Source organism: Neorhizobium turbinariae, assembly GCF_023223505.1.
Classification (GTDB): Bacteria; Pseudomonadota; Alphaproteobacteria; order Rhizobiales; family Rhizobiaceae; genus Neorhizobium; species Neorhizobium turbinariae.
On sequence record NZ_JALPRY010000007.1, the window covers coordinates 103,964 to 130,468 of the forward strand.

A 26,505-nucleotide genomic window follows, 5' to 3' on the forward strand; every position below is an offset into this window, starting at 1 on the left:
CGACCAGCCTCAAGCCATGGCGGAAGCGGGCAGCTGCTCGAGAAGAGCCGCGACTCTGGCGCGCGCATCGGCTTCGCGAACGTCGAGGAACATCATACCGGCGCGTCGCGCAGCCTCGATGCCCTGCGTGCTGTCTTCCAGCACGAGGCAATCGGCAGGCGTGGTGGCCAGACGTTCGGCGGCAAGCAGGAACATGCTCGGGTCCGGTTTTCCCTCCGCGACATCGTCAACCGTGACAATTGCGTCGAACAGGTGAAGTAGCTGGCAGGCCTCCAGCGTGGCTTTCACGACGGAGGCCTCGCCGTTGGATGCCACGGCGGACGGCCGGGCTCCCCAAGCGTGGGCGAGTTCGGCGACCGGTGGATTGGGGGCCGCATGACCTCCAGCGGCAAGCGCACGCGCTTGCTCAAGGCTTTCTCGGTAAAGCCGGGCAGGTTCGACCTGCCGGGCTGAAGCGCTGTTCCACTCTTCGATCAGCGCCTGCCTAGAGAGGCCGGTGCGTGTGTCGTAGAACGAACGCTCAAGCGTTGCCCCTTGGGCAACGAAGGCATTCGCAAACGCCTTGAAATGCAGTTCGCCTGTGAGCGCGAGCGTGCCGTCGCAGTCGAAGATGAGGGCTTTGGGCATTGCGATCATGCAGGCAGGCTTTCATGGATGCAGGCCGCCAGGGCGGCAGATGTCAGCGGCTTGGTGAGGCAGAAAATGCGGCCGGCAAAGCGACCGGCAAGAGGTGAGCTGTCCGGAAGATTGCCGGACACGACGATGACCTTCGTTTCGGCGGAGCGGGTGAGCGCCGTCTCAGCGATACGCCAGCCGGCGGCTTCGCCCAGCAGGTTGAAGTCTGTCACGACGAGTTCGAACGGGTCGCGTGAAGCAAGAATATCCAGCGCCTCAGCTACCGAGCAGGCTTCGATGAGCTTGGGAGTCTCGAGCAAGCGCCGGGCATGCGCGGCGTCGACGGGATTGTCTTCCACCAGAAGGACCGGGCCTGGAACGATGAACTTCCTGTGTTCGGCCGAGGCGAGAGGCAGAAGCAGGCGTACCGTCGTGCCATTGCCGACGGTCGAAGTCATTTCCAGGTCACCGCCCGACTGGCGGATGAAGCCGTATACCATCGCAAGCCCAAGCCCGGTCCCGGTGCCGTCAGCGCGGGTCGTGAAAAACGGTTCGGTCGCCTGTGCCAGTACTTCCGGCGACATGCCCCGCCCGGTATCCGAAACCTCTATCTGGGCGATTTCGTGTGACTTCAGGCTCAGGCGGATCTCGACGCGACCGGCCCCGCTGATCGCCTGCCCGGCGTTCAGGCAGAGGTTGAGGAGCGCGCTTTCCATCTGACCAGGATCGACCCTCACCATCAACGGCTTATCGGTCACCTTGATTTCGAACTCAATCTCTTCGGAGAGGGCAAACCCGATAAGATCCTCGACGCCCTGAAGCAGGGTATTGAGGTCCACGACCTCGGGCTCGAGGTTCAGCCGGCGGGCGAAGGCAAGCAGTCGTTGCGTGAGCGATGTACCGACTTCGAGCGCCGAACCGATCGACTGCCGCAGACCCGACATTCGCTCCGGGGAAGCTGTTTCCATGAGATGAAGGCTGGTGGAGATCGTCGAAAGAATATTGCCGAAGTCGTGTGCGACTTCTCCGGAAATCTTGCCCAGCGCTTCCGTCCGCTGGACCGATCGAAGCCTGTCTTCCAGCTCTCTTCGTTTCGACGCATCCGAGAACAACATCACCGAGCCGCCTGTCGCCAACCGGCTTTCGCGCAGTTCCAAAACGCGCCCATTGGGATGATGCAGTTCGGCAAAGCCATCAGCACCATCAACGCGCGTCCAACCTGCTTCCGCTAAAAGACCCGCCATCACGGGCCGGCCAGCCAATGCTTCTGTTGCGAAGCCCGCTACTTGCGCAAATCGGCTGTTACGCGCGACCAGGGCACCGGTTTCCGATAGGATCGCAAGGCCGTCGCTCATTCCGTCATAGAGGTTCTGGAACAGCGCATTGCGCTGGGCAAGCTGTCGGTTGGAGCGATCCAGCCGGAGTGCGTTCGCGCGGAATGCGCGGAAGGACTGGAACAGCTTGCCGATCTCATCGCCCGGGTGGGTGGTGCGCGGCAGGCGGCTGGAGCGGTCGCCGACCGCCAGGCGCGACATGGCCTCCGATATGGCCCGCAGGTTCGCTGCCACGTAACTCGAGACAAAGATGCCGGCCGTGATCGCGACGACAGCGCTCGCAAGAACCGCAATCAGGATGATGCTTTTCGCAAGCGTCAACGAGGAGCGGGCGCGGTCCCGCTCGGCGGCGATATCCGCCTGCGCACGAGCGCCGGTTTGCGCTGCGTAAAGATTGGTGGCTTCGGCTCCAAGCCGGATGCGATCGAGGGCAGCTTCCGCCTCGATCTGGCGCGCGAGTTCCTGCCTGCGCAGCTCGAACAGGCCGTCCGGCCCCTCGGCGCGAGAACGTAGGTCCCATGCTTCGCCGGACGCACGAGACCCCAGGCGGGCGATCATGACGCGAAACTCGCGTTGATACTCTCCAACTGCAACCAGATTTCCAGCACGTCCTGCGCCAATAAGTGCGCCAGCCATCCGCTGCAGTTCAAGCCATCGATGCGCCTCGGCAAGTGACCTGTCGGTTTGGCGGGCGTTGTCAGAATAACGCCGTTCAAGGATCGCTATCTCGGCGTTGATGCGCAGGATTCGGTCGGTCAGGCGGGCACGTTCGCTCGCAACGTCCGCCAATCGGTCGACGTTCTCCGAAAGCTTGCGAAGATTGGCGACCATCTCGGCATCATCGGGCGAAACGCCACCGAGGATCTCGTTAACCGTGCGGTTGGCCTCGTCCGCTTGCTGGCGAATACGAAATGGGCTCGGCAGCGTCAGCAAATACGGCGCCTTGGTCGCAAGATCGGAGGCGCGACGCGACAGAGCGAGCGCCTGTTCCGCAGATGCCAGCGTCACGTCGTGCAGATGGTCGAGCTTGGAGTTCGCCAGGCTTAACGCTGTCCAACTCGTGCCGCCCACGACGAGGGTCGCCAGGGAAAGGGCGATCAGCGTGAGAAGCAGGCGGGTGCGGACAGACGTACGTGTGGCTGTCATGTGGTCGTGACGAAGATGTAGCCGTGTCCACGGCGGGTCTGGAGGTGGACGGGCTTGGCGGGAACAGGCTCGATCTTGCGCCGCAAGCGCATGATGAGCACGTCGATCGTGCGATCCATGTATTGCGACAGGTCGCTGCCGAGTTCACGCAGGAGGTCTGTGCGCGGGATCACCCGGTCTGGATTTCGGACGAAATATTCGAGCATCCGGTATTCGGCATTCGTCAACGGTATTTCATTGCCGTCAGGGCCGATGAGCTCGCGCCGGCTCTGGTCGAGGCGGAAACGGCCGAAGGTGCGGATCTGGTTCTGGCTGCGGTCGGGCAGCGACAAGCTGGCATGCCCGGTGCGGCGCAACACCGCCCGCAGGCGTGCAACGAGTTCACGCGGGTTGAACGGCTTCATGATGTAATCGTCGGCACCTGTTTCCAGCCCGATGATCTTGTCCGTCTCGTCGCCGCGGCCGGTCAGCATGACGATGGGCAGGCCCATCCGCTCGCGAATATGAATTGCCAGTGTCAGTCCGCTTTCTCCCTGAAGGCGAAGATCGATCATGGCGAGATCGATCGTCTGGTTGGCTGCCGCCGCAAAAAAGCCTGCACTGTCTGCGACTGGTACCGGCACGAAGCCGTTGTCGATCAGCAGGGTGGCGATGGATTGACGCAGTTCCGTATCGTCGTCGACGATCGCCACCACGGCGCTCCCCGCAGGCGCAAGAGAAGACATATGACCTCCTTCGGCGAACCTCCCTGCCGTCATTCTCTATATTGCCGTATTACAAAGAACGGGACGAGGATTATCGCGTGTCGTTTATGACCGCCGGGAAGCGGCCTCTGTAACATTGTTCATCAAGTTCCCCGGTAGCTGAAGTGTTGTTAATCAATGACCATTAGTCACTGCTGAGGCGCCTGTGGCAGGTTCTCCGGGAGCGGATTTGGAGATCCGTGGATTCCCTTGGGAGGACATTATCATGAAGACGATAGCGATTAGCGCACTGGCGCTGGCAGCTTTTTTTACCGCCAATTCTGCGAATGCTGAACAGTTGAACGTCGTTTGCTCCAATGAGCAGGCGTGGTGCGACCTGATGGCGCAGAATTTCAAGATCGACACCGGCATCGACGCGGCCATGGTCCGCAAGTCGACCGGCGAAGTGCTCGCACAGCTGCGCGCTGAAAAGGGCAACCCGAAGGTAGACGTCTGGTGGGGCGGCACGGGCGACCCGCACATCATCGCGGCAAACGAAGACCTTACCGTTGCGACGGGCGTGGACGTTTCCGGCCTGCTCGGCTGGGCACGCAACATGACCGAGATGACCGGTGGTCGCGCTGTCGGCGTGCATGTCGGCCTGCTCGGCTTTGCCTACAACAAGGAATTTCTGGCCGAGAAGAAGATCGCGCCGCCGGCTTGCTGGCGTGACCTGGCGAAGCCGGAATACAAGGGCGAGATCCAGGTCGCCAACCCGAACTCCTCGGGCACGGCCTATACGGAACTTGCGACCCTGGTACAGCTCTTCGGAGAAGACGAAGCCTACAAGCTGCTCGCAGAGATCGGCGCCAACGTCAACCAGTACACCAAGTCGGGCTCTGCGCCGACCAAGGCTGCTGCACGTGGCGAAACGGCAATCGGCATTGGCTTCATGCACGACATGGTCAAGCTCAAGAAGGAAGGCTTCCCGATCGAGATCGTCGCACCTTGCGAAGGCACGGGCTACGAGCTCGGCGCCGTTTCGGTCGTCAAGGGCACCCCCAACCTCGAAGCTGCCAAGAAGTGGGTTGAGTACGTGATCTCGGCCGAAGGTCAGTCGCCGGGTCTGGAAGTTGGTGTCTACAACATTCCGTCCCACCCGGACGCGAAGACCGACCCGGAGGCTCCGTCCATGGCCTCGATCAAGCTGATCGACTACAACTTCGCGACCTACGGTGCGTCTGAAACCCGTGAACGCCTGCTGGCGCGCTGGGAAAAGGATGTCAAGGGCGCAGGCGGCGCAGTCGAAAACTAAGGTCTTCCGGACTCGCGCCGCAGGGCGCGAGTCATCTCTTTTCAGGATATCGTTGCGATGACGCGCACCACCAGGCTCTGGAGCTCCGTGGGTTTGGCAGGCTTTTGCTTGCTGCCATGGTATATTGTGCCAGGGGGCTTCTGGTCCCTTAGCTGGTTGAGCGACCTTGGCAATCAAGGCGCTTCCGGACTTGTTCATGGTTTGACCGGCAAGTTCTGGCTGATCGCGCCCGCCATCGCGCTCCTCGCGGCCCTCATCCTCAGCGGCATGCGGCTCTCCGCACCCACCCATGCGCGCGCCTCGGTCGCCGCTGGTGCTCTTGGCCTGCTGCTCCTGGTTGGTCAGGGCCTCATGGTCCTGCGGCAGGGCTCGCGCTTCGACCTGTTTGGCGATGTCTCCCAGGCAGGCATGGGCGCGGGCGCTTTCATCGTCGCCTTGTCGCTGCTCTTCGTCATGACGACCGGCATTTCCGGCCTCGGCAAGGGCAGGGGCGATGCCTTCGTCACAGGCCTTGTCGGCTTGATCCTTGCGCTGGTCGGCGTGTTCGTCTTCTATCCGATGGCCTTCATCTTCGTGCAGGCCTTCCAGTTGCACGGCGGAGCGGGTTTCGGTGTCTCCGAGTTCCTGCCACGTCTTTTTGATCCCACTACATGGTCGCTCCAGTGCCTGGTCGGGCACGGATATTGCGGACCGGCGGTCAACTCGCTTGCCCTTGCATTGTTGGCGGGTCTTGGGACGACCACCCTCGGCCTGGCGTTCGCGCTGATTTTCACGCGCACCTCTTTTCCGCTGAAGAAGCTGCTGCGTGTCCTCACGGTCCTGCCTATCATCACCCCTCCCTTTGTCATCGGTCTGGCCCTGATCCTCCTGTTCGGCCGGACCGGGACGGTGAACGTCCTGCTTGCCGATGCCTTCGGCTGGGAGAAGACCCGCTGGCTTTACGGCTTCTGGGGGGTGTGGCTCGCGCAGATGCTGTCGTTCACGCCGATCGCCTTCCTGGTCCTGATCGGTGTCGTGGAAGGCATCAGCCCCTCCATGGAAGAGGCCAGCCAGACGCTCGATGCCAACCGCTGGCAGACGTTCCGCCGCGTATCTTTCCCGCTGATGCGTCCGGGTCTCGCCAACGCGTTCCTGCTCGGGTTCATCGAGAGCCTCGCCGACTTCGGCAATCCGCTTGTGCTTGGCGGCAACTTCAACGTCCTGTCGACGGAGATCTACTTCGCGATTGTCGGCACGGTTGCCGATCCGGCCAAGGCTGCGATCCTGTCGATGATCCTGCTTGCCATGACACTTGGTGCCTTCGTGGCACAGCGCACATGGCTGGGCAAGAAGAGCTACGCAACCGTGACCGGCAAGGCCGACAATGGGCAGCATGCCAGCCTCAACCCGACACTGAAGTGGGCCTGCTACCTCACAGCACTGCCGTGGGCCGCCTTCACGCTCGTCCTTTACGTGCTGATCGTCTTCGGCAGCTTCGTCAAGCTATGGGGCTACAACCACGCCTTCACGTTCGAGCACTATGAGAAGGCGTTCCGCATCGTCTTCCGCAACGGCGTGCATTTTGTCGGCGCGGCCTGGGACAGCTACTTCACCACGCTCACCATCGCCGCGGTTTCAGCTCCGCTAACCGCAGTCGTCGGCCTGGCGACGGCCTACCTTCTGGTGCGCCAACGGTTCGTGGGACGCGATGCATTTGAGTTTTCGACGATGTTGTCGTTTGCCATCCCGGGGACCGTCATCGGCGTCGCCTATGTCATGGCGTTCAATTTCCCGCCGATCGAGCTTACCGGTACCGCCATCATCCTCATCCTGGTGTTCATTTTCCGCAACATGCCGGTTGGTGTGCGCGGTGGCATCGCAGCGATGAGCCAGCTCGACAAGTCGCTCGACGAAGCATCGATCATGCTGGGCGCCAACAGCTTTACGACGCTGCGCCGCGTAATCCTGCCGCTGATGGGTCCGGCCATGCTCGCCGCCGTCACCTACAGCTTCGTTCGTGCGATAACCTCCGTCTCTGCCGTCATCTTCCTTGTGTCGGCGCGCCACAACATGGCGACGAGCTTCATCGTCGGGCGTGTCGAAAACAACGAGTTCGGCATCGCGATCGCCTATTCCACGGTCCTGATCGTGACCATGCTGCTTGCCATCCTGATGCTTCAGGCCGTCATCGGCCGACGTCGCCTGCGCCGCGCTGACCGCGTCGCGGCTTGACATGAAAGGGCTAGACACAATGACCAAAGGCTCCGTTCGCTTTGAATCCGTCACCAAACGCTACGGCCCGGTGGTGGCCCTGAAGCCGCTGACGCTCGAGATTGAATCCGGCACGCTGTGCACGCTGCTTGGGCCCTCCGGATGCGGCAAGACGACGACCCTGCGGCTGATCGCTGGCCTCGAGAGTGCGTCAGAAGGGAAGATCCTGATCGGTGGCGAAGACGTAACCCATCTTTCCGCAACCTACCGTCGCGTCTCGATGGTCTTCCAGTCCTATGCGCTTTTCCCGCACATGACGGTGGCGGACAACGTCGCCTATGGTCTTTCGGTCAAGCGCGTGCCCAAGGGCGAAGCGGCTACACGAGCCGACGCGGCCCTCGAAATGGTCGGCCTCAAGGGCTTCGGCAAGCGCCTGCCGTCCGAGCTATCAGGAGGCCAACAGCAGCGCGTTGCCGTTGCCCGCGCCATCGTGCTCGAGCCGGAAGTCCTCCTGCTGGACGAACCGCTCTCCAACCTGGATGCGAAACTGCGCCGGCATGTGCGCGAGGAAATCCGGCAGATCCAGCAGCGGCTGGGCCTGACGGCGGTTTATGTGACGCACGACCAGGAAGAGGCCATGGCTGTTTCCGACCGGATCATCGTCATGAACAATGCCGAGATCGCCCAGGCGGGCACGCCGCGCGACCTCTACGAGCGCCCGGCATCGGCATTCATCGCGGACTTCATTGGCGATGCCAACCTCCTTGATGTCGACGTGGCGCAGGCTGGATCTGAGACGAAAGTCCAGTTGCGCGAGCACTCGTTTAACCTGCCGCGGCCAACGGACCTCAAGGGGGCGGCGAAGCTGGTGCTTCGCCCGCATCAGGTACGCTTGTCGCAGGCGCCCTCCGCGATGTCGCTTCCGGCCGAGGTTGCCTACGCCGCCTATCTCGGAAACTGCATCCAGTATACGCTGGCGACGGCCGCCGGAGAGATCTTCGCAATCCTTCCTCCCTCTGGGCAGCCCTTTGCCAAGGGCGACACCGTGCACGTGACCTGGGATCCAGAAGACCTGCGCCTTGTCGCAGCATGACGGTGCGTTCGATGTAAATTGATTGGGGCGCCTAGCGCTTACAGTCTTTCGACATCCGGACTTTGTCGCCCCACAGGAAGCGCTCTTCGTGAGTGCTTGCGAAATCCGGGTCAGCATAAATGTAGAGCCGCTTGATCAGGTCGCCATCAAAAGCGAATACGTTGGCGAAACGTCCTTCGGAGCGCCCTTCAATAGGCCACGGTGTGCCGTCAGCCATCACACCGCTCTCGAATCCTTCGACGATCACATGGTCGCCGGCGACATGGAAGGTCAGCCGATCGATGTCATGGCGGATGCTCTTCAGCGAGCCCATCAGCCCCTTGGCAACCTCCATGAATTCCGCCTTTCCATAGCCAACGGCGAACTTCGGGAAGTACACCTCGACATCATCGGTAAACAGGTCGAGGATCGTTGGATCCTCGGTCGATCCTGCGGAAATACTCGGTCGCGGCTTCGATGCGACTGTCCGCAGAATGCGTCATGCTTTTTCCTCGCTGGTAGTGATCGGCCTGCCGAAAAGTATAGGGCAGGCAAGCAACAAACCAATGCGCTCGACACGGGAACCTCGCGAATCCTGTCACGTTTCCGCAAACAGGAGCATCAACAGGAGGTTCTTGATGACGACGACTCGCCCCAAACGCATTTGCCGAACGGAGTTGAAGCATTGAACCGCATCGCATCCATTTCAAAACAGGCCGGACACGCGGCGGTGCCACGGGAGGACGCAGGTACTGAAGTCGCGGAAACTGAAACGATTCCTGATGAGCCGCGAGGCTTTCTCGCACAGCGCCAGCGGGCTGAACTGTCGATGATGTTCAACAAGGATGCCGGGCTGAAGGCCAAGGTTGAGGTCAGCAACGGTGGGCTGCTTTCGATCGCCGCACTCGTGTCGAGCATCCTGCTCACCACGAGCGTTCTTGTTCATGTCGCAGTTCGCGACGGAAAGCGGAGCCGCTGGCTTAGTTGACGTCGTGAGGATTTCACCCGCTGGATTCCGTCTGAAAACACGGTACTGCCATGCGATTGAAGTCTTCGCTGTTGACTTTATTTTGCTCCTAATCGACCTGTTCCACTTCGAAGCAGTTGCTGAAGGTAAGGTAGATTGGCCAACGCAGTCGTAGGTGCTCACGATATCATTCTGGTCGTGCTGGCGGTGCTGATCGCAGTCGCTGCCTCCTATACTGCGCTCGACATCGCCTCGCGTATTGCAGCCGCCCCGACGCGTCTCGGATCTGCTGCATGGCTCGCGACTGCTGCGGTGTGCATGGGCGGCGGCATCTGGTCGATGCATTTCGTCGCGATGCTGGCCTACGTCTTCCCCGGGATGACGGTCGCCTATGATCCGGCGCTTACCATCCTGTCGCTGCTGATCGCTGTCGTCGTCACGGGCGGCGGGTTCGCGGTGGTCTCGCGGCCCCGAGCCGGGACAGTGGCCCTGGTTCTCAGCGGGCTCTTCATGGGAGGCGGCATCCTCGCCATGCACTATGTCGGCATGGCGGCGATGCGCATGCACGCGACCCTGTCCTATTCAATGACCTGGGTGGCGGTCTCCGTATTCATCGCGATGGGCGCGGCCATTGCTGCCCTTTGGCTCGCCTTCCGTGGCGGGGGCTATCTTCAGAAAGGTTTCTCGGCGCTTGCCATGGGTCTCGCAATCTCCGGCATGCATTTTGCCGGCATGCGCGCCGCGTCTTTCGGCATGCATGAAGGGCATGGAAGCGGATGCCGACCTCGCCAGCGTCGATCAGGGCACGCTTGCGCTTGCCGTGGCCTCCATCACCTTCCTGATCCTTCTGGCGGCGATTGTTGCGGCGATGTTCGACCGGCGGTTTGCGGCACTCGCTACCAATGAGGCACTGGCCCTGAAGCGCAGCGAAGAGCAGTTCCGCTCGCTCTACCGCCGCACGCCGCTGCCACTGCATTCCCTGGACGACGAAGGCAGGATCGAGGACGTCAGTGATGCCTGGCTCGCCATGCTCGGTTACCAAAGGCGCGATGTCATTGGCCGTCCGCTGATCAATTTCATGACCGAGGAATCGGCCCGGCAAAGACTTCTCGACTGGAAACAGCTCCTGGAGGCGGGCGAGTTGCACGAGCGGGAATACCGGCTCGTGACCCGCGACGGAGACTTCATCGACGTTCTGGCCACCTCCCGCGTCGAGCGGGAGGCCGATGGGCGTTTCTTGAGAAGCGTTGGCGGGCTGGTCGATGTCACCGCCCGTCGCCGCGCTGAAGCTGCGTTGCGCCAGGCCCAGAAGATGGAGGCCGTCGGGCAGTTGACGGGCGGTATCGCTCACGACTTCAACAACATTCTCGCGGTCATTCTCGGGAGCCTGGAGATGATCCGCAAGCGCGTGCCGGCGGATGATCGTACGGCGCGCATGGTGGAGAACGCTATCGAAGGGGCCAAGCGGGGAGCGGCGCTGACGCAGCGGATGTTGTCCTTTGCACGCCGCCAAAGCCTGAACCCGCAGCCGGTTGACCTGCGTTCTCTGGTTGAAGGCATGCGCGACATGATGGAACGGTCCCTCGGCCCAAGGGTGTCGCTCCTTGTCGACCTGCCGCCGGATCTGCCAATGGTTCAGGCAGACCCCCACCAGCTTGAGATGGCCTTGCTGAACCTTGCCGTCAATGCGCGCGACGCCATGGATGAAGGCGTGATCCAGATTACCTCCGACCCCGAGAAGATACCGCCTTCGACGCTCAGCAAGGGGAGGTTCTGTTGCCTCAGCGTCATCGACAACGGCAAGGGCATGGACGAGGCGACGCTTGCGCGAGCGCAGGAGCCGTTCTTCACTACCAAGGGCGTCGGTCGCGGAACCGGCCTTGGCCTTTCCATGGTCAGTGGCTTTGCGGAGCAGTCGGGCGGGCTGCTAGACATTACCAGCCGAAAGGGTAAGGGGACGCGAGTTGACATCTGGTTACCTCTGACGGATGCGTCGGCTCCGGCCGCTGATGCCGATGCGGACACCCCGGCAATCCCGGTTTTCGCCCTGGCGGGCAAGTCGGTCCTGATCGTCGACGATGAACCACTGATCCTCATCAACACGGAAGCCATGCTGCAGGAGGCGGGTGCACGGGTTCGGTCGGCAGCGACGGGGATCGAGGCGCTTGAGATCATCCAAAGAGACCCCGAGATCGCCTGCGTCGTCACCGATTATGCGATGCCCGGCATGACGGGAGCGCAGCTTGCCGCTGCGATCCGCGTCACGAAGCCCGGCATCCCGATCATCATCGCGACGGGTTATGCGGACGCACCCGAGGAGATCTCCAAGTATCCGCGGCTACAGAAGCCGTTCACAGCGGCAGGCCTTATCAGCTCTGTCACTGATGTACTCTCCACGTCCACGGCCGAGGTCATCGAGTTCCCGAAAGGCCGCCCAGGTACGTCGTGAGGCAGTAGCCCCGGATCGAGGCTGCCGCCATATCTCCGGTCAGTTCGCGAACAAGCCTTTGAGGCGTGACGGCTGGCATCGCAGGTATTGTGGTGCTGCCTGCACCTGTGCGCCAAGTTCAGCCGCGGCATGCCATGGCCAGCGCGGATCGTAGAGTACGGTGCGGGCGAGTGCGATGAGGTCCGCATCGCCGGTGGAGATTATCGCCTCTGCCTGCTCCGGATCGGTGATCAGGCCAACAGCGACAACGGGCATCTTGACCGCGCGCTTGACGGCACGCGCCAGCGGAACCTGATAGCTCGGGCCAACCGGGATCTTCTGCTCGATATGCAGGCCGCCGCTCGACACGTGGATCGCGTCGCAGCCTCGTTCTTCCAGCATCTGCGCGAACTGGACCGTTTCCTCGACGCTGAGGCCGCCGTCCACCCAATCGGTCGCCGACACACGCATGGTAACGGCCTTGTCCGGAAATGCGTGGCGCACGGCTTCGAACACTTCGAGCGGGAAGCGAACGCGATTTTCCAGTGAGCCTCCGTATTCGTCGGTGCGCTGGTTGGACAGAGGCGACAGGAACTGGTGGAGAAGGTAACCATGCGCTGCGTGGATCTGCACGGCGTCGAGACCAAGCCGCGCCGCACGTACCGCAGAAGCAGCAAAGGCATCGCGGATGCGCGTAAGACCTTCCTTGTCGAGGGCAGTCGGCGGCGTGTACGCAGGATCGAAGGGTATCGCCGATGCCGAGACGGTCTGCCAACCGTTCGGGGCATCGGGCGCGATCTGGCGACCGCCCATCCAAGGCTTCTCGGTCGATGCCTTCCGGCCCGCATGGGCAAGCTGGACGGCGATCGGCATGTCTGACCATTTGCGGATACCCTCGAGTGTGCGACCCATCGCCTTTTCCGTCGCATCATCATATAGCCCAACATCGGCATAGGTGATGCGCCCATCTGGCGTCACGCCGGTTGCTTCGATCGTCAACAGGGCAGCACCGGAAAGCGCGAGCTGACCCAGATGGATCAGGTGCCAGTCGGTCATGCAGCCGTCTTCCGCCGAATACTGGCACATTGGTGCGATCACGATTCGATTGCGAAGTTCGACATTGCGCACACGAAGCGGCGTGAAAAGTGCGGGCGTAGCCATGTGATTCCTATCGTCTGGAGGAACAGCGAGGTTCCCTGGGGCAAGTACAGTGGGTGATAACGCTTGAGGCTCCGAAGTTTGTCAAAGTTCGCCAGGAAGACAAGCCGCCTGTCGCGGCGTACAGGCGTGACAGTGCTGTACCGCGTGATGCTTGTGCCACATTGGCAGCTTCATCGCTGTCCCAGTCGCGCCAAAGCGATGAGTTGGAATTTGCCCTGCCTGAGACAGGCACTAAAGTAAGCGGCACTTCAAAAACATCCGCATGAATAGGTTCGGCAGCTTTGGAAACCATAACGATCGCTCTCTGCTTGCTCGTCGCTGTCGTTGTGAGCGGCGCGATCTCGCGCAGCCTGCCAGCCCCGATACCCCTGCCGCTTGTCCAGATCACGCTCGGTGCAATGATCGGCATGGCGGCCGACCTGCGTGTCGCGCTGGAGCCTGACATCTTCTTTCTGCTGTTCCTGCCACCGCTCCTGTTTCTAGATGGTTGGCGGATCCCGGCTGATGAGCTGATGAAGGATCGCGCGACGGTTCTGGAACTCGCTCTCGGCCTTGTCGTGTTCACGGTGGTCGGCGTCGGCTTCTTCATCGACTGGATGATCCCGGCCATGCCGCTAGCGGTCTGCTTCGCGCTTGCCGCCGTCGTCTCACCGACAGATCCGATCGCTGTTTCCGCGATCGCCCAACGCGTACCGATCCCGCGCCGCATGATGCACGTGCTCGAAGGCGAGTCGCTGCTCAACGATGCCTCCGGCCTCGTTTGCCTACGGTTCGCGACTGCCGCGGCACTTACGGGAACTTTTTCCCTTTACGACGCCACCTTGACCTTCCTCTGGGTCGCAATCGGAGGCCTGAGTGTCGGCGTCCTGCTGACCTGGGGCGTCACGCGGATCAAGGACTGGATCACCCGGCGCATCGGCGAGGAAAGCGGCTCGCAGATCCTTGTCAGCCTCCTCATTCCGTTCGCCTCATATCTTGCTGCCGAGCACCTGCATTGCTCGGGCATTCTGGCCGCGGTCGCGGCTGGCGTGACCATGAGCTTTGCGGAAGGCAAGGGAACGGCGCTTGCTGCAACCCGTATTCGCCGCAACACCGTCTGGGACGTGATCCAGATCACCGCGAACGGCATCATCTTCGTCCTGCTCGGCGAGCAGCTTCCCGGAATTGTCGCTCGCTCGGCTGAGACGGTGAAGTTGACGGGCCATGAGAGCGCCTGGTGGCTTGTCGTATATGTCCTGGCGATCAATGCTGCTCTGGCGGCGCTTCGTTTCATCTGGGTCTGGGTTTCGCTGCGACTTACGATGTTCCGCGCCGGTCGTAGCAGCCATTCGCCGAATTGGCGGATCGTGGCGGCGATGTCCTTCGCCGGTGTGCGAGGTGCGATCACGCTCGCAGGTGTCCTTACGCTGCCCTTCGCCATGGGTGATGGATCGCCGTTCCCCGCACGCGACCTCGCCATATTTCTCGCCGCAGGCGTGATCATCGTTTCGCTCATCGCAGCGAGCATCGCTCTGCCGCTTCTGTTGAACAACCTGCAGATGCCGGCCGAACCTGCGCATGATCGCGAAGAGGATATTGCCCGCATTCACGCGGCCGAGGCTGCGATCGCCGAGATCGAGCGTGTGCAGCACAAGCTGGCCGAAGGGCGCAAGGACGCCGACCTCTACGTCGCCGCAGCCTCTCAGATCATGGAGCTCTACCGGCACCGCATCGAAAGCCGCAACAGCGAAGGGGAAGCCGGCAATGCTCTACGTCAATCTGAAAGGATTGAACGCGAGATGTGGCTTGCTGCCATCCGCGCCGAGCGGCGGGAGCTTTTCCGCAAGTTGCGCAGGCGCGAACTTGGAAGCGGCACAGCCCGCAAGCTCATCCGGGAACTGGACCTTCTTGAAACGCGATATGCGGACTGAAAGGCGGCTCTACTTACGGTAGTCAGTCTGCCGATAAGCTATCCAGTGCGATTCATGCGCACCGCGAATGCGATCCCTGTCGCGATTAACATTAACGCCCAAGCTGACTTGACCGAAGCAAAAGATCGGGTAGGGGACGTTGGCCACATTTCGTGGTGCAAGGGGAACTTTTAGAATGAAACTTGATATTCGTGCGGCCTTCGCGGCAGCATTGCTTTCGTGTGTCTGTGCTACCTCCGCTCTCGCCACCGGTGCTATCGCAGTCAACGATGAAGCGGGCACTTCGGCCGAAGATGCTGGTTATGCAGTCGGTTACGGCGGCAACAAGAAGGAAGCCTCCGCCAGCGCAATGAAGGAATGCAAGGCTGCTGGCAATGAGTCCTGCGAAGTTGTTCTGACCTTCGAACAGTGCGGCGCTTATGTCGGCAACAAGGCCTATTATGCAACCGGCATCGGTTCGACCGAAGCTGCCGCGCAGAAGGCTGCGCTGGCGGAATGCCCGACCTGCAAGCTCATAGTTTCCGACTGCCACTAAGACACCGGCGTCCATGAACATAGTTAGAAGCTACGGCCTTGCGGCGCTCGTTTGTGCGACGGCGCTTGGCGCCACACAATCATCCGCATTCGCATGGGGCTGCGTCGCCGTGTCTGATGAAGGCACTTACGGCTACAGCTACAACTACAAGACGGAGAACGCGGCGCGCAAGCGTGCGCTGAACGAGTGTGCCAACCGCACGACCGAGGACTCCGAGTGCGAAATCACCGAGTGCGACGAAGACGATTGATATAAACCTGACGAGCCGGAGAAAACCTCCGGCTCGTCCCCGGACTGTGTGAACCGCGCGCCTTACTCGAACAGCGCCAGTATGTTTTCCGCATTGGTATTGGCGATCTGCAGGCTCTGCCGCGCCAGTTGCTCCTGCGTCTGCAAGGCCTTGAGCCGCGTCGATTCTTCGTTCATGTCAGCGTCTACCAGACGGCCAACGCCGGTCTTCATGACATCCGACAAGGTTGTCGCAAATCCGGCCTGCATTTCGATCCGCTTCTGCAGCGAGCCGAGGAGGCTGGCACTCGAGATCGAGCGCTGCAGCATGTACTCCACGCCCGTGATGTATTCGTCGATGGTGAACAGCGACTGAGTGATGTCCACCTCATCCAGATTGAACTCCAGCGCCCATGTGGGGATCGACCACACATCGCCCACCGCAACACGGGCCGCACGATTGCCCGCCTCGGGGTAGATGGTCTGGTCGGCGGCGAAGGTGATTGTGTTGCTGCTCGGCGTCGCCTTCAGCCCGCTACCGGCAGAGACGAACTCGATTACCTTGGCAAGGTCCACAGCATTGGTCACGGCTCCGTCTGTCGTGCCTAAAGCGGCGTCCACGACCGGCTTGTCGATCTTGTATGTCGTGTTCATGCCGGGACCGACCTGAACATCGAAGTAGATCTCCGATTTCGGCGAGACGGTGAACGGCTTCGTGAAGCTGATGCTCGCCTGCGGATACATGTTGTCATGGTTTCTTTCCGGCGGGTCCTCAAGGCCCAAGCCGAACCCGGGTGGATGGGCGCCACCCCATGACGTGGATGTAACGGTAACATCGATACTCGAGCCCGGATGTCCTGATGTCTCAAGGGATGCGATCTCGAACAGCCGCGTGTTCGTCACCGACCCGCTGAAGAGAATCTCATTCGCCGTGGCCGGCACAGATGCCGCGAAGATGTGGTTGAGAACCTTGCGCATGTCCTCGGCACTGTTGATCGTGCCATCGGTGACGCCAAGGGCGGCGTTGACGGCGGCACGGTCGATCCTCAGACCGCTTTGCGTGACGCCAGGGGTATGGGGCCCGGCGTCGATAACGAGCGTAAACTCGACGAAGTCGGTGGCCGAAAACGTCGCGGGACCCGTGAACACGTGTGTCTCGTGACCCTGGTGCGCCACCGAATTGATATTGGTGCCGCGGAAGCCGCCGATATCGCCGACGCCCCAAAGCTCTTTTTGCAGGATACCGCCACCGCCTTCGTTCAGCATGCTTGTGGTCTTGAGGTTCACGTCGACAGTCTGCACCGAAACGCTCCCGGCTGGAGTCCGAACGAAGGAAGAGACGACGTTCGTGGCAAGCGGACCGGTTTCCATCAGATGCGTTGGAACCGAGGTCTTCAACCAACTCTCCCCGCTGAAGCTCGAGGAACCGACGATTGTCTCCACCTGCTGGTTCAATTGTACAAGTTCTTTCTGAACCTTGCTTTTGTCGACGCCCGGTTCTTTTGCAGCAACAAGCCGCGCCTTGAATTCGGACAGGATGTCGACAATCGAACTTGTACCCGTATAGGCGACATCAGCCAAGGCTGCACCCATGCCAAGGGCATCCTGCACGGCCGACAGCGCACGTCCATCCGAACGCATGGTGGTCGCGATGGACCAGTATGCCGCGTTGTCAGCTGCGGTCTCGACACGCAGCCCGCTTGCTACCCGCCGTTGTGTTTCTTCCAGGTCTGATGATAATGTACGAAGCGTTTGCAGTGCTGCTAACGCAGCAGTATTCGTAAGTATAGAAACCATTTATTACCTCTCCCGATACCGAACGGCTATGGGGCGAAGCTGGTCTGAGGCTTGCTACGTGTGGTTTCAGGTGATGGAATAATGCAATCTAAGTGGTGCGCGCTCTAAACGTGAGTCGCACTCATCTTATGACGCACTGGTAGTGCCGAATTGGGCGCCGAGTGTCTACGAGCGGCCAACTGCGGATATCTCCGAGACCATCTGTGGGTGACATGATGTTCGCCTTGCGAATCCGGCTGCGGAAGGCGAAGCCGTGCGCCTTCGTGGAGAACGACATGACGATCCTGACCGCAGCGCTGGGGGCGCTGAACCTCGGCTACCAGCCGACCCCATTTTACGAGTAACTGACTCTACCCAGAACCACTGCAGCAGTGACTGTGTAATCCAGCCTGCGTCGGCGAGGGAGTAACAGTCCGCTGCCCAGGCTAATGAATTTACTGATATGGTATCATATTTTCGCGGGTTACTTCGCCACATTGGTTAACGAAAAGTTATTTTTGCGCAAGCCTCAGTAATTATGCGTTTTTATGCATGCAGCATCAGAGGGGGCGTAGATGAGTCTGTTTGGCGCAATGAACTCGAGTGTGTCTGGAATGAAGGCACAGTCGAATCGGCTCGGAACAACGAGCGACAACATCGTAAACGCAAGCACAGCTGGTTATAAGCGCGCTGATACTGCCTTCTCCACACTCGTAATGCCGCACCAGCCACCCGGAGGATATTCTTCCGGAGGTGTCGAGACGACTATTCGTAGGTCAATCTCGGAAGCCGGTTCTGTATCTTATACCAATTCGCCGACCGATATTGCGATCGTCGGAAATGGCTTCTTCGTTGTGGAGGATGCCGATGGCACGCAGTATCTCACGCGTGCCGGCAACTTTCAGAAGGATGCCCAAGGGCATCTCCTCAACAGTGGCGGCTATCGGCTCGCAGGTTATGATTACCGCGACGGCGAGGGCCCCGGTGGCGATCTCGTAACTATCGACCTCAGCAATGCTCCGCTGATCGCCAGTGCTTCGACCGTTGGTACCTTCAATGTCAACGTGCCGATCGAGGCAGACCAAGTCAGTTCGATCATGGTGGATACGCCTCCTTCCGAGAATGGACCCTCCACCCGCTACACCAAGCACCTGCGGATGACATCAACCCCTGATGGTGGTGTGGGCGTTACGACGGATATCTATTTCACGAAGCTCCCCGAAAATAAGTGGGAAGTGACGTCCTTCGTAGCCTACGGATCAGGTGCGACCGGTTTCCCTTATGATCTGGCAAGCGGCGACGTAGTTATGGCGTCGACGGTTCTCACGTTCGATCCCATAACCGGCAAGGTGGTCGACGGTAATCCTAAACTAATCCCAGATCCTGCCGATGACTTCTACTATGACTTCTCGTCGCTGCTTGAAGAGGATACCGCGAAAGCCGGAGCCATAAAGCTCAGCGGAAACTTCATATCCGACACCCGGCAGATTGATAGGGCTGCTGGCGAAGTGCCCCCTTCCGCGAACGTCGCGACTTCGGTCTTCACGCGAAAAGATACCTATTCGGGTTATGCTGGTTTGCCGTCTGATGTCGCCATCGACATGTATTCTACGAAGGTTGGTGAGAACACCTGGGAGGTGGCGTTCTTCAACCAAGCTGATTCGACTGCTGGCGGCTTTCCTTACGGTGAGCCAGGATCTGCCCCGCTGGCGAAGGCAACGTTGACATTCGACCCCGCCACGGGCAGTCTGGCAGACGCGACGGGAGTCCTCGATGTGGAGATCCCAGGGATTGGGTCATGGAGCGTAGAGCTCAGTGACATTGTGTCCAAACCGGCCTCTTTCTCCACCGCTGATGGCATGAGCATTTCACTTGATCTCGCTCGATCTTCAGAAACAATCCGGCCACATCTCGCCGGTTCGGTGGCGTCCCAAAACCAGGTCGGAGCAAGTACACGAGCAAGTCCGCGCTCACCGCCTATGACACCGCCGGCCGTGCTGTCATCCTCGACATCTATTATTCCAAGGGGCCAGACAACAAGTGGGAAGTGAGTGTGTTTGACCAGAGGGATACGTTGACTGGCGGCTTCCCCTACGGTGTTGCCGGCTCACCGCCATTGGCCACCACAATCCTAACTTTGGACCCAACCACCAATCGTCTAACGGGCAACGGCGTCCTGGAAGTCCCGATCGCCGGCGGCGAGACGCTGAAGCTCGACATGTCAGGTTCAACCCAGCTTGCAGCCGAATTCAATGTTTCCAAGGCGACCGTCGACGGGAGCAAGGCCAGCAACCCCACGGGCTACTCCATCTCCAGCGATGGCATCGTTTCCGCCACTTATGATGATGGTCAGGCCGTAGCCCTTTATCGTATCGCACTCGCAGACGTCATGAGTCCCGATAACATGACCGCTGTGAATGGGACGGTCTATCTTGTGAATCGCGAATCCGGCGAGGCCCTTATGGGTTATCCGGGTAGCGGCAATCTCGGGAAGCTCTACTCGGGAGCCTACGAGAATTCCAACGTGGATCTGGCTGACGAGATGACCAACATGATCGAGTCCCAGCGCGTTTATACGGCGAACTCGAAGGTGTTCCAGACGGGGTCTGAGATGTGGGATATCGTCAACAGCTTGAAGCGCTGATTGGGACCGGAGCGACATAGCTCAGTCGTAGCCTTCAGCCGAAATGGCTGGAGGCTTCGGTTAGGGCATGAGCTGCTGAAAGCGCCTGGAATGCAGGCAAGCATCCAAACGGGCGGTGAAACCAAGTTGGATTACCACCCCATAAGGGGTGGATAAAAGTGGGACAATTTCGGGCAAAAAATCAAGCAAAAACAATGCTTGAAAAATGGAATGGTGCCCAGAAGAGGACTCGAACCTCCACACCCTTTCGGGTACCAGCACCTGAAGCTGGCGCGTCTACCAATTCCGCCATCTGGGCGACGGAGAGCGATGTACGGGTATGACCGATTCAAGTCAACATGGTTTTTTCAACTTTCTTGCCGACAGCGAAAATAGTTCTGGGTTGAAGGAATTTGGCACGCGGCAAGGGTGCCATTGCCACCAGACTGCAACCGCCGACAAGGCACTAGCGCTGCCTACGGGCGTCTAGGCTTCTGACTCTGCAAGATCTGGAGCAGCGCCGCGATGTAACCATGGGTGATGCTCGTGCTCCCGCTGAGGCGCTGTTGCTCCGAAAGCGAGTATAACCTCAGGCTCCTTTTGAACAGTTAGAAGGTTCGGGGATTCGCTGGAGTGGATGGCGCAATTGCAGTGTCCGCTTTAACATCGCCTTAATGAGAAGTTTCTAACGTACACTCCAGGATCTCTGATGCCGTGGAGCGAGTGGCGAAAATGGTGCTGGGACTTCGTTCAGATCAGGGAGAGTGCCGGGCTTCAGCAGAACTGACGGCAGTGACCAGCGCATTGAAGGCCCTGCCGATGCCTCTCGTGTTGGTCAGCCCGTCGCTGGATATCGTCGCTGGCAACGACGCTTTTGGTCGAGCCTGGGCGCCAGCAGGCATGCCGGTCGACATGCTTGACCTCATTTACAAGGATGACCACGGAAAGCTGTCATTGGCCGTCAGGCGAGTGCTGGAGGAAAACAAGGATCAGGTCCTTGAGGCACGTTTCATGATCGGCGGCCCGCCGCGCTGGTCTCGGATGAGTCTGACGCCTGTCCCGTTGAGCTCCGAGGATACGGGTTGCGTTCTGTTGGCACCGACGGACGCGGAGCGTGAGAAAGCGGCCCAGCTTGAACTGGAAGAGCGCGAAACGCGCTGGAACAACGCGCTCGTCTCGTCTGATCTCGGCGTGTGGGACCACAACAACGCACTGCGGCGCAAATACTATTCGAACACCTGGCGCAAGATCCGCGGGCTTGCGCCGGAAGATCCGCTAGCGGCCAGCAAGGAAGAGTGGCTGCAAAAGGTTCATCCCGATGATCGGGACAGGGTTCTTGAGGCGATGGAGCGCCAGAGCGACGGCGATCCGGACTACGCGATCTTCGAGTATCGCGAGCAGCACAAGGACGGCCACTGGGTCTGGATCGAGTGTCGCGGTGCCTGCGTGGAGCGCGACGCAAACGGCGCTGCCCTGCGTATCATCGGTACTGACACCGACATCACCGAGCGCAAGGCGGCAGAAGCGGAGTTCCTGCGCCTCAGTCGCCGGTTGGAGATGGCGCTTGAGATTTCCGGCGTGGGCGTCTTCGAGGCGGATTTCGACAGCGGCGTCACCGAATGGGATGAACGCATGTTCGCCATCTATGGCCTGCAGGGAAGCGGCATCATCGAGATCGGCGGTTTATGGGAGAGTCTTCTTCACCCAGATGACAAAGAACGCGTGATCGACAACGTCTTTCGAAACAGGGAGCACGAGGCGCCGTTTGCAGACGAATATCGTGTTATCCTGCGGGGTGGCACGGAGTGCACGATCCGAAGCTACAGCAAATGTTTTGTCGACACCGACGGCCACCGCAAGATGGTCGGGGCGAACTGGGACATCACACAGGACGTCCTTCTTCGACGTGAACTAGAACGTGCCAAGCTGCTCGCGGAAGCGCGAAGTGCCGAGCTTGAGGCCGCCCATGGGCGGGTGGAACATATCGCGCTCCACGACCACCTGACGAGCCTGCCAAACCGGCGCTATTTTGAAGACGTACTGGAAGCCGCCTCTCCCATCGAGCACAGCAAGGTCGCGGTCCTGCATATCGATCTCGACCGCTTCAAGCAGATCAACGACACCCTGGGCCATCTGGCAGGCGACCATGTCCTGAGGGTCGTAGCCGAGAGGCTGAAGGGCTGCGTGAAAGCACATGACTTCGTCGCGCGCATTGGCGGCGACGAGTTCGTGGTGATCTGCACGGATACGGGTTCGGCGAGAATGCTGTCGAACCTCGCCCAGAGGATCATCAAGGAGATCGGTAAGCCGCTCACCTATGAGAGCAATACATGCCGGGTGGGCGCCAGCATTGGCATCGCCTCGGCCGATGCTGGGACGTCCGCCCGCCAGCTTCTTTCGAATGCAGATATCGCACTCTACCGCGCCAAGAGCCGCGGACGAAACTGCCACGAGTTCTTCTCGCAAAGCGCGCTCCAGGAGATCACCAGCGCTAAACACCTTTCGGACGACATCCTGCGTGCCCTGGAGGCCAGGGAATTCGTGCCATTCTACCAGCTTCAGTTCGACGCGAAGTCACTGGCGGTCGTGGGTGTCGAAACGCTTGTGCGCTGGGCGCATCAGGATGGGCGACTGCTGCCGCCCGACAGCTTCCTGCCCATGGCCGAGGAACTCGGGATTGTCGCCGATATCGATGCCGTGGTCCTGGAAACGGCTCTTGCCGATGCGCGGCGATGGCGCGGGATGGGGTTCTCGATCCCGAAGATCTCGGTGAACGTATCCTACCGGCGCCTGAGCGACCCGACGCTCCTGAAAAAGCTGGAGAAGCTTTCCATTCCGCCGGGCACGCTCGCCTTCGAGTTGCTGGAGTCGATCTTCCTCGACGAATGTGATGGTGAGACGCTTGAACGGCTTGCACAACTTCGGCAGCTCGGTATTGAGCTGGAAGTGGACGATTTCGGCAGTGGCCATGCCTCGATCATCAGCCTGCTCAAGGTATCGCCGCATGCGCTCAAGATCGATCGCGAGCTCATCAAGCGCATTCCGCAGTCAAGGAAGCAGCAGAAGCTGATCAGCTCGATCATCGACATCGGCAAGTCGCTCGGCATCAAGGTGATCGCTGAAGGGGTGGAAACGAACGAGCATGTTCGCCTCCTGCAACAGCTCGGATGCGACGTGCTACAGGGTTATGCGCTGGCGAAGCCTACGCCGTTCGACGGGATCGTCGACGTTCTAACCATGCGGCGCCTTGCAGAGCTGCGAGAATGATGACCACGCCCACGACCACGCGCGTTTCCGGCACCTCATCAAAGAAGACATAGCCGGTGATGGTGACCATGACGATCGACAGATAGCCGATCGGCGCCAGCACGCTCGCGTCCGCGATACGGTAGGCGCGCAGGAAGCAGTATTGGCCAACCTGCGCCAGGAAGCCGATGCCGAGCAGCGGGATCCAGTCGAACGGCAGGACCGGTTGCCAGGTGAACGCTGCTGGGATGGCCGTGATGACCGCAAGTCCGACGGTATAAAACACCATCATCACCGTCGTGTTCTCGTCCTTCAGTGCACGCGTCTGGATGATCGCCAAGGCTCCGAACACGACCGACACCAGCACGACCAGGACCTTCACATCGAAACTCGAAGTTCCGGGCGCCATGACCACCAGCACGCCGATAAAGGCGAACCCTGCGCCGATCCACCGGATGCGGCTCACGGTTTCGCCGAGAATGGCCACGGCAAGTCCCATGGTCACCATCGGGCGGGAGAAGCCCACAGCGTTGACCATCGCGAGCGGAAGCATGGTGATGGCAAGGAAGTTGCTGGTCAGCGCAATGGCGTTGCAGCAAATGCGGAAGAGGTTGCGCCAGGGGTGCTTTATCCGCGTCAGTTCCACCCGATGATGCCAGATCAATGGCAGGATGAAGAAGAGGCCGATCATGGCCCGGATGAACACCAGCTGGAAGGCCGGGTAGGTCGCCCCTTGCGCCTTCACGAGCGCCGTCATGCCGCCGGCGACCAGCGTCATGTCGAGAAGCAACCAGCCGATGGCGACGCGGGTATTGTTCTCCCGCACCGGTTCATCGGGCTTTGTATCGGTGGCCGTCACGCCGGCTGCACGAGGTTTGCCATCAGCCGGAACGCACCGGGCACCAGCTTGTCGAGTTGGTGATGCAGCACGAGGCTGGTGTGTGTATGCCGGCCCTTGCCGATGGCACCGGAGATCAGCGCGCCCTTCAGCGGCTGTTCGTTCTGGTCGTGCATCGCGAGCAGCGGCTCATACACGTCATCCCAGCGCGACACAAAATAAAGGCCGCGCTCCTTGTCCCATCCCTGCCAGTCTTCCGGTCCGATGACATTCGGTCCCTTGAGGAGGACATGATCGGGCGCAAGCACCGTAACTTCCGAGCGAGGATCCGTCACCCGCCAGCGCAGGGACGGCGAACCGATTTCGATAAGGCGCACCGGTGTCTCGTTAGGGTTCCAGCCGTCACTCGGGCGATGGTAGAGGGTGACGAGATGGCCGCCGGCTTCCACGAAGCGGTGCAGGCGCTCGGTCGCGGCCGCGAGGTCCTTGCGGATGCCAAAGGCGAAGATACCTACAACGATGGTTGTGTAGCGCGACAGATCCCCCGTCAGCGCTTGAGCATCAAGCTCGGTGACGTCGAGGCCCATGCGCGACAGCCAGAGGCCAACCCGATCCGCACCGCCGCCGACATAACCGATGCGCGCATCCTTCGGGAGCTTCAGGTCAAGCGACAGGATTTTCAGGGCCGACGGCGAGCGGAAGCTCGTGCGGCCGATATGGCGATAGGCAATTGGCGTTATCTGGTAAGCGGGACGACCGGCGACCTGCGGCTCAATCTCGATAAGGCCCGGCTTGGCGGCGCCCGTTGCGGAAGCGATCCAGCCGCCGTCTGCCTGTTTGATCGTCCAGCCTGCAGGGGCTTTGAAGGAGACAGGCGCGTTGACGCCGGTGATCTCTGCCTTGATCGGCCATTCCTTCTGCTGCGCATCGAGTGGAACGATGAAGGCATCCGGGAACAGGGTAAGCGACTGCGCCGGCGTGACGGCGAAGGGTTCGGCGAGATCATAGGTGCCGGAAACGGTGCGTCCGCCAATTTCGGCGCGCACCTTCACATGTGCATGCCCGTTGCCGCCAAGCGCAGACCAGGCTGGCAGATAGAGGCTAGAAAGCGGTGCGTCGGATGCGGCGGTCAGCGAGAAGACGCGCTCTCGCGCCAGCGACTGGACGGAGGAGGAGACACCTTCAGGCAGGACCGGCTCAACGTCCACCTTGAGGGTAGATGCACCCTCGCCAAGCTCCACCGTCAAGGTGGCGGCACCGCCGGGGGAGATGACGGCCGGTTCGGCATACGCCGCCTCGAAGACTCCGGCCGCTTCCAGGATAGCGGCATCAACCTGGCTGCGCTTGCGGGCGATGCGATGGCCATGCAGTTCACAAAACTCTGCCGGTGCCTGCGATGAGGCGATGTCCAGCCAGCCCGCAGCTTCGGTAAGCGCGCTGATGATGGCGTCCCGATCCGGGAACGCGGTAATGGCTACGGCGATCGCTGCGTCTGCCGAGCGCAGCGCTTCGGAGGCATTGGCAGGCAGGCTGGGGAAGTCAGCAAGTGCAGCGAGGGAGGCGGCCAGCCCCTCAAGCACGGACTGCTCCGGCTTCGAGCCGTTGTCGGAAAGCTTGAGATGCAGCGGCCAGGCTTTCTGCGCTTGCTTCGGCCAATGTCCCATGCCCTGGGAGGCGTGGTAATAACGCGACCACTCACCGATGCGATCGTATTCGGCACCCGTTGCCGGGTCACGGACCTCGGCCAGGACATTCAGGGTTGCATCCGGAGGCGGCACCTCGTCGTCATAGGTGTCGCCGCCGCCAGACCACGCCGGGAGGTAATATTTGGCGACCTTCCACGGCTTCAGCCCTTCAGCGAAATGTTCAGGATAGGCGTTGGGATCGGCAGCCAGCGCAATTGCCGTTTCCGCTGCGCGTGTCATGGCGCGATGGTGGCCATGCTGCCCGGGCACATCGAGGAAGGTCGGGATGACAATGTCCGGCCGCTCCATGCGATAGGCCCGCACCAGGCGCTCGACAACACGCGCTTCCCCCCAACGGGTGAAGGTGGCATCGCCATCCTTGGAGAAACCGAAGTCATGTACGGGATCCGTCGGACCATGCCCGAGCCAGGAGACATCGGAATCAATGGCGCGGGCTGCCTCTTCCAGTTCGCGTGACCGCACCACGCCCAGTGGCCCGAGCCGTTCCGGGCCAAGAGCATTCTGGCCGCCTTCGCCGCGCGTCGAACACGCGATGATGACACGCATGCCAAGGCCAAGCCGGAACCAGGCGAGCAGACCGTTCTGCTCATCGTCGGGATGGGCGCCGGTGTTCATCATGGTCACGGTGGACTTCAGCCGGGAGAGCTTCCGATGAAGCCGAACAAGCGAGGGATCGGCCATCTGCCGTTCGATTCGTTCGCGGGCGGTCAGCATGAAATATCTCCTCAGTCT

Annotated in this window: 20 protein-coding genes, 1 tRNA gene and 1 pseudogene; 13 read left to right on the top strand and 9 right to left on the bottom strand. The window is 60.7% G+C overall.

Going from position 1 to position 26,505, the window contains the following annotated elements; translation table 11 throughout:
• Positions 1–9: 9 nt before the first annotated feature.
• Genes M0654_RS05550 through M0654_RS05560 form a run of 3 tightly spaced genes read right to left on the bottom strand, consistent with a single transcriptional unit; the run spans position 10 to position 3,820 of the window.
• Positions 10–627 carry an HAD family hydrolase gene (locus tag M0654_RS05550; protein ID WP_248682185.1) on the bottom strand — a complete coding sequence of 206 codons (618 nt, stop codon included), beginning with the start codon at positions 625–627 and terminating at the stop codon, positions 10–12.
• Between the two features lie 5 nt (positions 628–632).
• Positions 633–3,095, bottom strand: coding sequence for an ATP-binding protein (locus M0654_RS05555; protein ID WP_248682186.1), 2,463 nt, complete (start codon positions 3,093–3,095; stop codon positions 633–635).
• A complete protein-coding gene (locus M0654_RS05560; RefSeq protein ID WP_118852395.1) occupies positions 3,092–3,820 on the bottom strand; it encodes a response regulator in 729 nt (242 codons plus the stop codon). The genes M0654_RS05555 and M0654_RS05560 overlap by 4 nt, the downstream gene beginning before the upstream one ends.
• Positions 3,821–4,064: 244 nt before the next feature.
• On the opposite strand from M0654_RS05560, the gene M0654_RS05565 reads away from it, so the two are divergent.
• From M0654_RS05565 to M0654_RS05575, 3 genes are read left to right on the top strand one after another with little or no spacing between them, the layout of a single operon-like run.
• Complete coding sequence (locus tag M0654_RS05565) at positions 4,065–5,093, top strand: ABC transporter substrate-binding protein (RefSeq protein ID WP_118852397.1); 1,029 nt, start codon at positions 4,065–4,067, stop codon at positions 5,091–5,093.
• A gap of 57 nt (positions 5,094–5,150) precedes the next feature.
• Complete coding sequence (locus M0654_RS05570; protein WP_248682187.1) at positions 5,151–7,304, top strand: ABC transporter permease; 2,154 nt, start codon at positions 5,151–5,153, stop codon at positions 7,302–7,304.
• Between the two features lie 19 nt (positions 7,305–7,323).
• Entirely contained in the window at positions 7,324–8,376 is a 1,053-nt protein-coding gene (locus M0654_RS05575; protein ID WP_248682188.1) for an ABC transporter ATP-binding protein, read from the top strand.
• Positions 8,377–8,407: 31 nt separating this feature from the next.
• Here the strand turns inward: M0654_RS05575 and M0654_RS05580 are convergent, their stop codons facing one another.
• Positions 8,408–8,755: a nuclear transport factor 2 family protein gene (locus tag M0654_RS05580; RefSeq protein ID WP_248682189.1), complete on the bottom strand. Its 348-nt coding sequence runs from the start codon at positions 8,753–8,755 to the stop codon at positions 8,408–8,410.
• On the opposite strand from M0654_RS05580, the gene M0654_RS05585 reads away from it, so the two are divergent.
• The 3 genes from M0654_RS05585 (at position 8,663) to M0654_RS05595 (ending at position 11,771) form a co-directional block, all read left to right on the top strand.
• Positions 8,663–9,343 carry a hypothetical protein gene (locus M0654_RS05585; protein WP_248682381.1) on the top strand — a complete coding sequence of 227 codons (681 nt, stop codon included), beginning with the start codon at positions 8,663–8,665 and terminating at the stop codon, positions 9,341–9,343. The genes M0654_RS05580 and M0654_RS05585 overlap by 93 nt on opposite strands.
• Positions 9,344–9,478: 135 nt before the next feature.
• Complete coding sequence (locus M0654_RS05590; protein WP_248682190.1) at positions 9,479–10,228, top strand: MHYT domain-containing protein; 750 nt, start codon at positions 9,479–9,481, stop codon at positions 10,226–10,228.
• Positions 10,191–11,771 carry a PAS domain S-box protein gene (locus M0654_RS05595; RefSeq protein WP_248682368.1) on the top strand — a complete coding sequence of 527 codons (1,581 nt, stop codon included), beginning with the start codon at positions 10,191–10,193 and terminating at the stop codon, positions 11,769–11,771. The genes M0654_RS05590 and M0654_RS05595 overlap by 38 nt, the downstream gene beginning before the upstream one ends.
• Before the next feature lie 39 nt (positions 11,772–11,810).
• On the opposite strand, the gene M0654_RS05600 is transcribed toward M0654_RS05595, so the two are convergent.
• Positions 11,811–12,911, bottom strand: coding sequence for an NADH:flavin oxidoreductase/NADH oxidase (locus M0654_RS05600; RefSeq protein ID WP_248682191.1), 1,101 nt, complete (start codon positions 12,909–12,911; stop codon positions 11,811–11,813).
• A 281-nt stretch (positions 12,912–13,192) separates the two neighbouring features.
• Between M0654_RS05600 and M0654_RS05605 the strand changes: the two genes are divergently transcribed.
• The 3 genes from M0654_RS05605 to M0654_RS05615 all read left to right on the top strand — a co-directional run bounded on the left by M0654_RS05605 (position 13,193) and on the right by M0654_RS05615 (position 15,606).
• On the top strand, positions 13,193–14,821 hold the full coding sequence (locus tag M0654_RS05605) for a Na+/H+ antiporter (RefSeq protein WP_248682192.1): 1,629 nt from the start codon (positions 13,193–13,195) through the stop codon (positions 14,819–14,821).
• 175 nt (positions 14,822–14,996) lie between these two features.
• Positions 14,997–15,356 carry a DUF4189 domain-containing protein gene (locus tag M0654_RS05610; protein WP_118852414.1) on the top strand — a complete coding sequence of 120 codons (360 nt, stop codon included), beginning with the start codon at positions 14,997–14,999 and terminating at the stop codon, positions 15,354–15,356.
• 13 nt (positions 15,357–15,369) lie between these two features.
• On the top strand, positions 15,370–15,606 hold the full coding sequence (locus M0654_RS05615; protein WP_248682193.1) for a DUF4189 domain-containing protein: 237 nt from the start codon (positions 15,370–15,372) through the stop codon (positions 15,604–15,606).
• Between the two features lie 62 nt (positions 15,607–15,668).
• Here the strand turns inward: M0654_RS05615 and M0654_RS05620 are convergent, their stop codons facing one another.
• On the bottom strand, positions 15,669–17,381 hold the full coding sequence (locus M0654_RS05620) for a flagellin N-terminal helical domain-containing protein (RefSeq protein WP_248682194.1): 1,713 nt from the start codon (positions 17,379–17,381) through the stop codon (positions 15,669–15,671).
• 215 nt (positions 17,382–17,596) lie between these two features.
• Here M0654_RS05620 and M0654_RS22725 point away from each other — a divergent pair, with 215 nt between their 5' ends.
• The 3 genes and pseudogenes from M0654_RS22725 (at position 17,597) to M0654_RS05630 (ending at position 20,004) form a co-directional block, all read left to right on the top strand.
• Complete coding sequence (locus M0654_RS22725; RefSeq protein ID WP_282571537.1) at positions 17,597–17,725, top strand: hypothetical protein; 129 nt, start codon at positions 17,597–17,599, stop codon at positions 17,723–17,725.
• A gap of 228 nt (positions 17,726–17,953) precedes the next feature.
• Positions 17,954–18,616 (top strand): annotated as a pseudogene (locus tag M0654_RS22910) (flagellar hook-basal body complex protein); the annotation flags it as partial.
• A 629-nt stretch (positions 18,617–19,245) separates the two neighbouring features.
• Complete coding sequence (locus tag M0654_RS05630; protein ID WP_390919704.1) at positions 19,246–20,004, top strand: flagellar hook-basal body complex protein; 759 nt, start codon at positions 19,246–19,248, stop codon at positions 20,002–20,004.
• A gap of 211 nt (positions 20,005–20,215) precedes the next feature.
• On the opposite strand, the gene M0654_RS05635 is transcribed toward M0654_RS05630, so the two are convergent.
• A tRNA-Leu gene (locus M0654_RS05635) sits at positions 20,216–20,302 on the bottom strand.
• Positions 20,303–20,802: 500 nt separating this feature from the next.
• Between M0654_RS05635 and M0654_RS05640 the strand changes: the two genes are divergently transcribed.
• Complete coding sequence (locus tag M0654_RS05640) at positions 20,803–23,250, top strand: sensor domain-containing protein (RefSeq protein WP_390919705.1); 2,448 nt, start codon at positions 20,803–20,805, stop codon at positions 23,248–23,250.
• On the opposite strand, the gene M0654_RS05645 is transcribed toward M0654_RS05640, so the two are convergent.
• On the bottom strand, positions 23,186–24,007 hold the full coding sequence (locus tag M0654_RS05645; protein WP_248682369.1) for a DMT family transporter: 822 nt from the start codon (positions 24,005–24,007) through the stop codon (positions 23,186–23,188). The two genes, M0654_RS05640 and M0654_RS05645, sit on opposite strands and share 65 nt — an antisense overlap.
• Positions 24,008–24,084: 77 nt before the next feature.
• Positions 24,085–26,487: a PIG-L family deacetylase gene (locus tag M0654_RS05650; RefSeq protein WP_248682197.1), complete on the bottom strand. Its 2,403-nt coding sequence runs from the start codon at positions 26,485–26,487 to the stop codon at positions 24,085–24,087.
• Positions 26,488–26,505 lie beyond the last annotated feature (18 nt).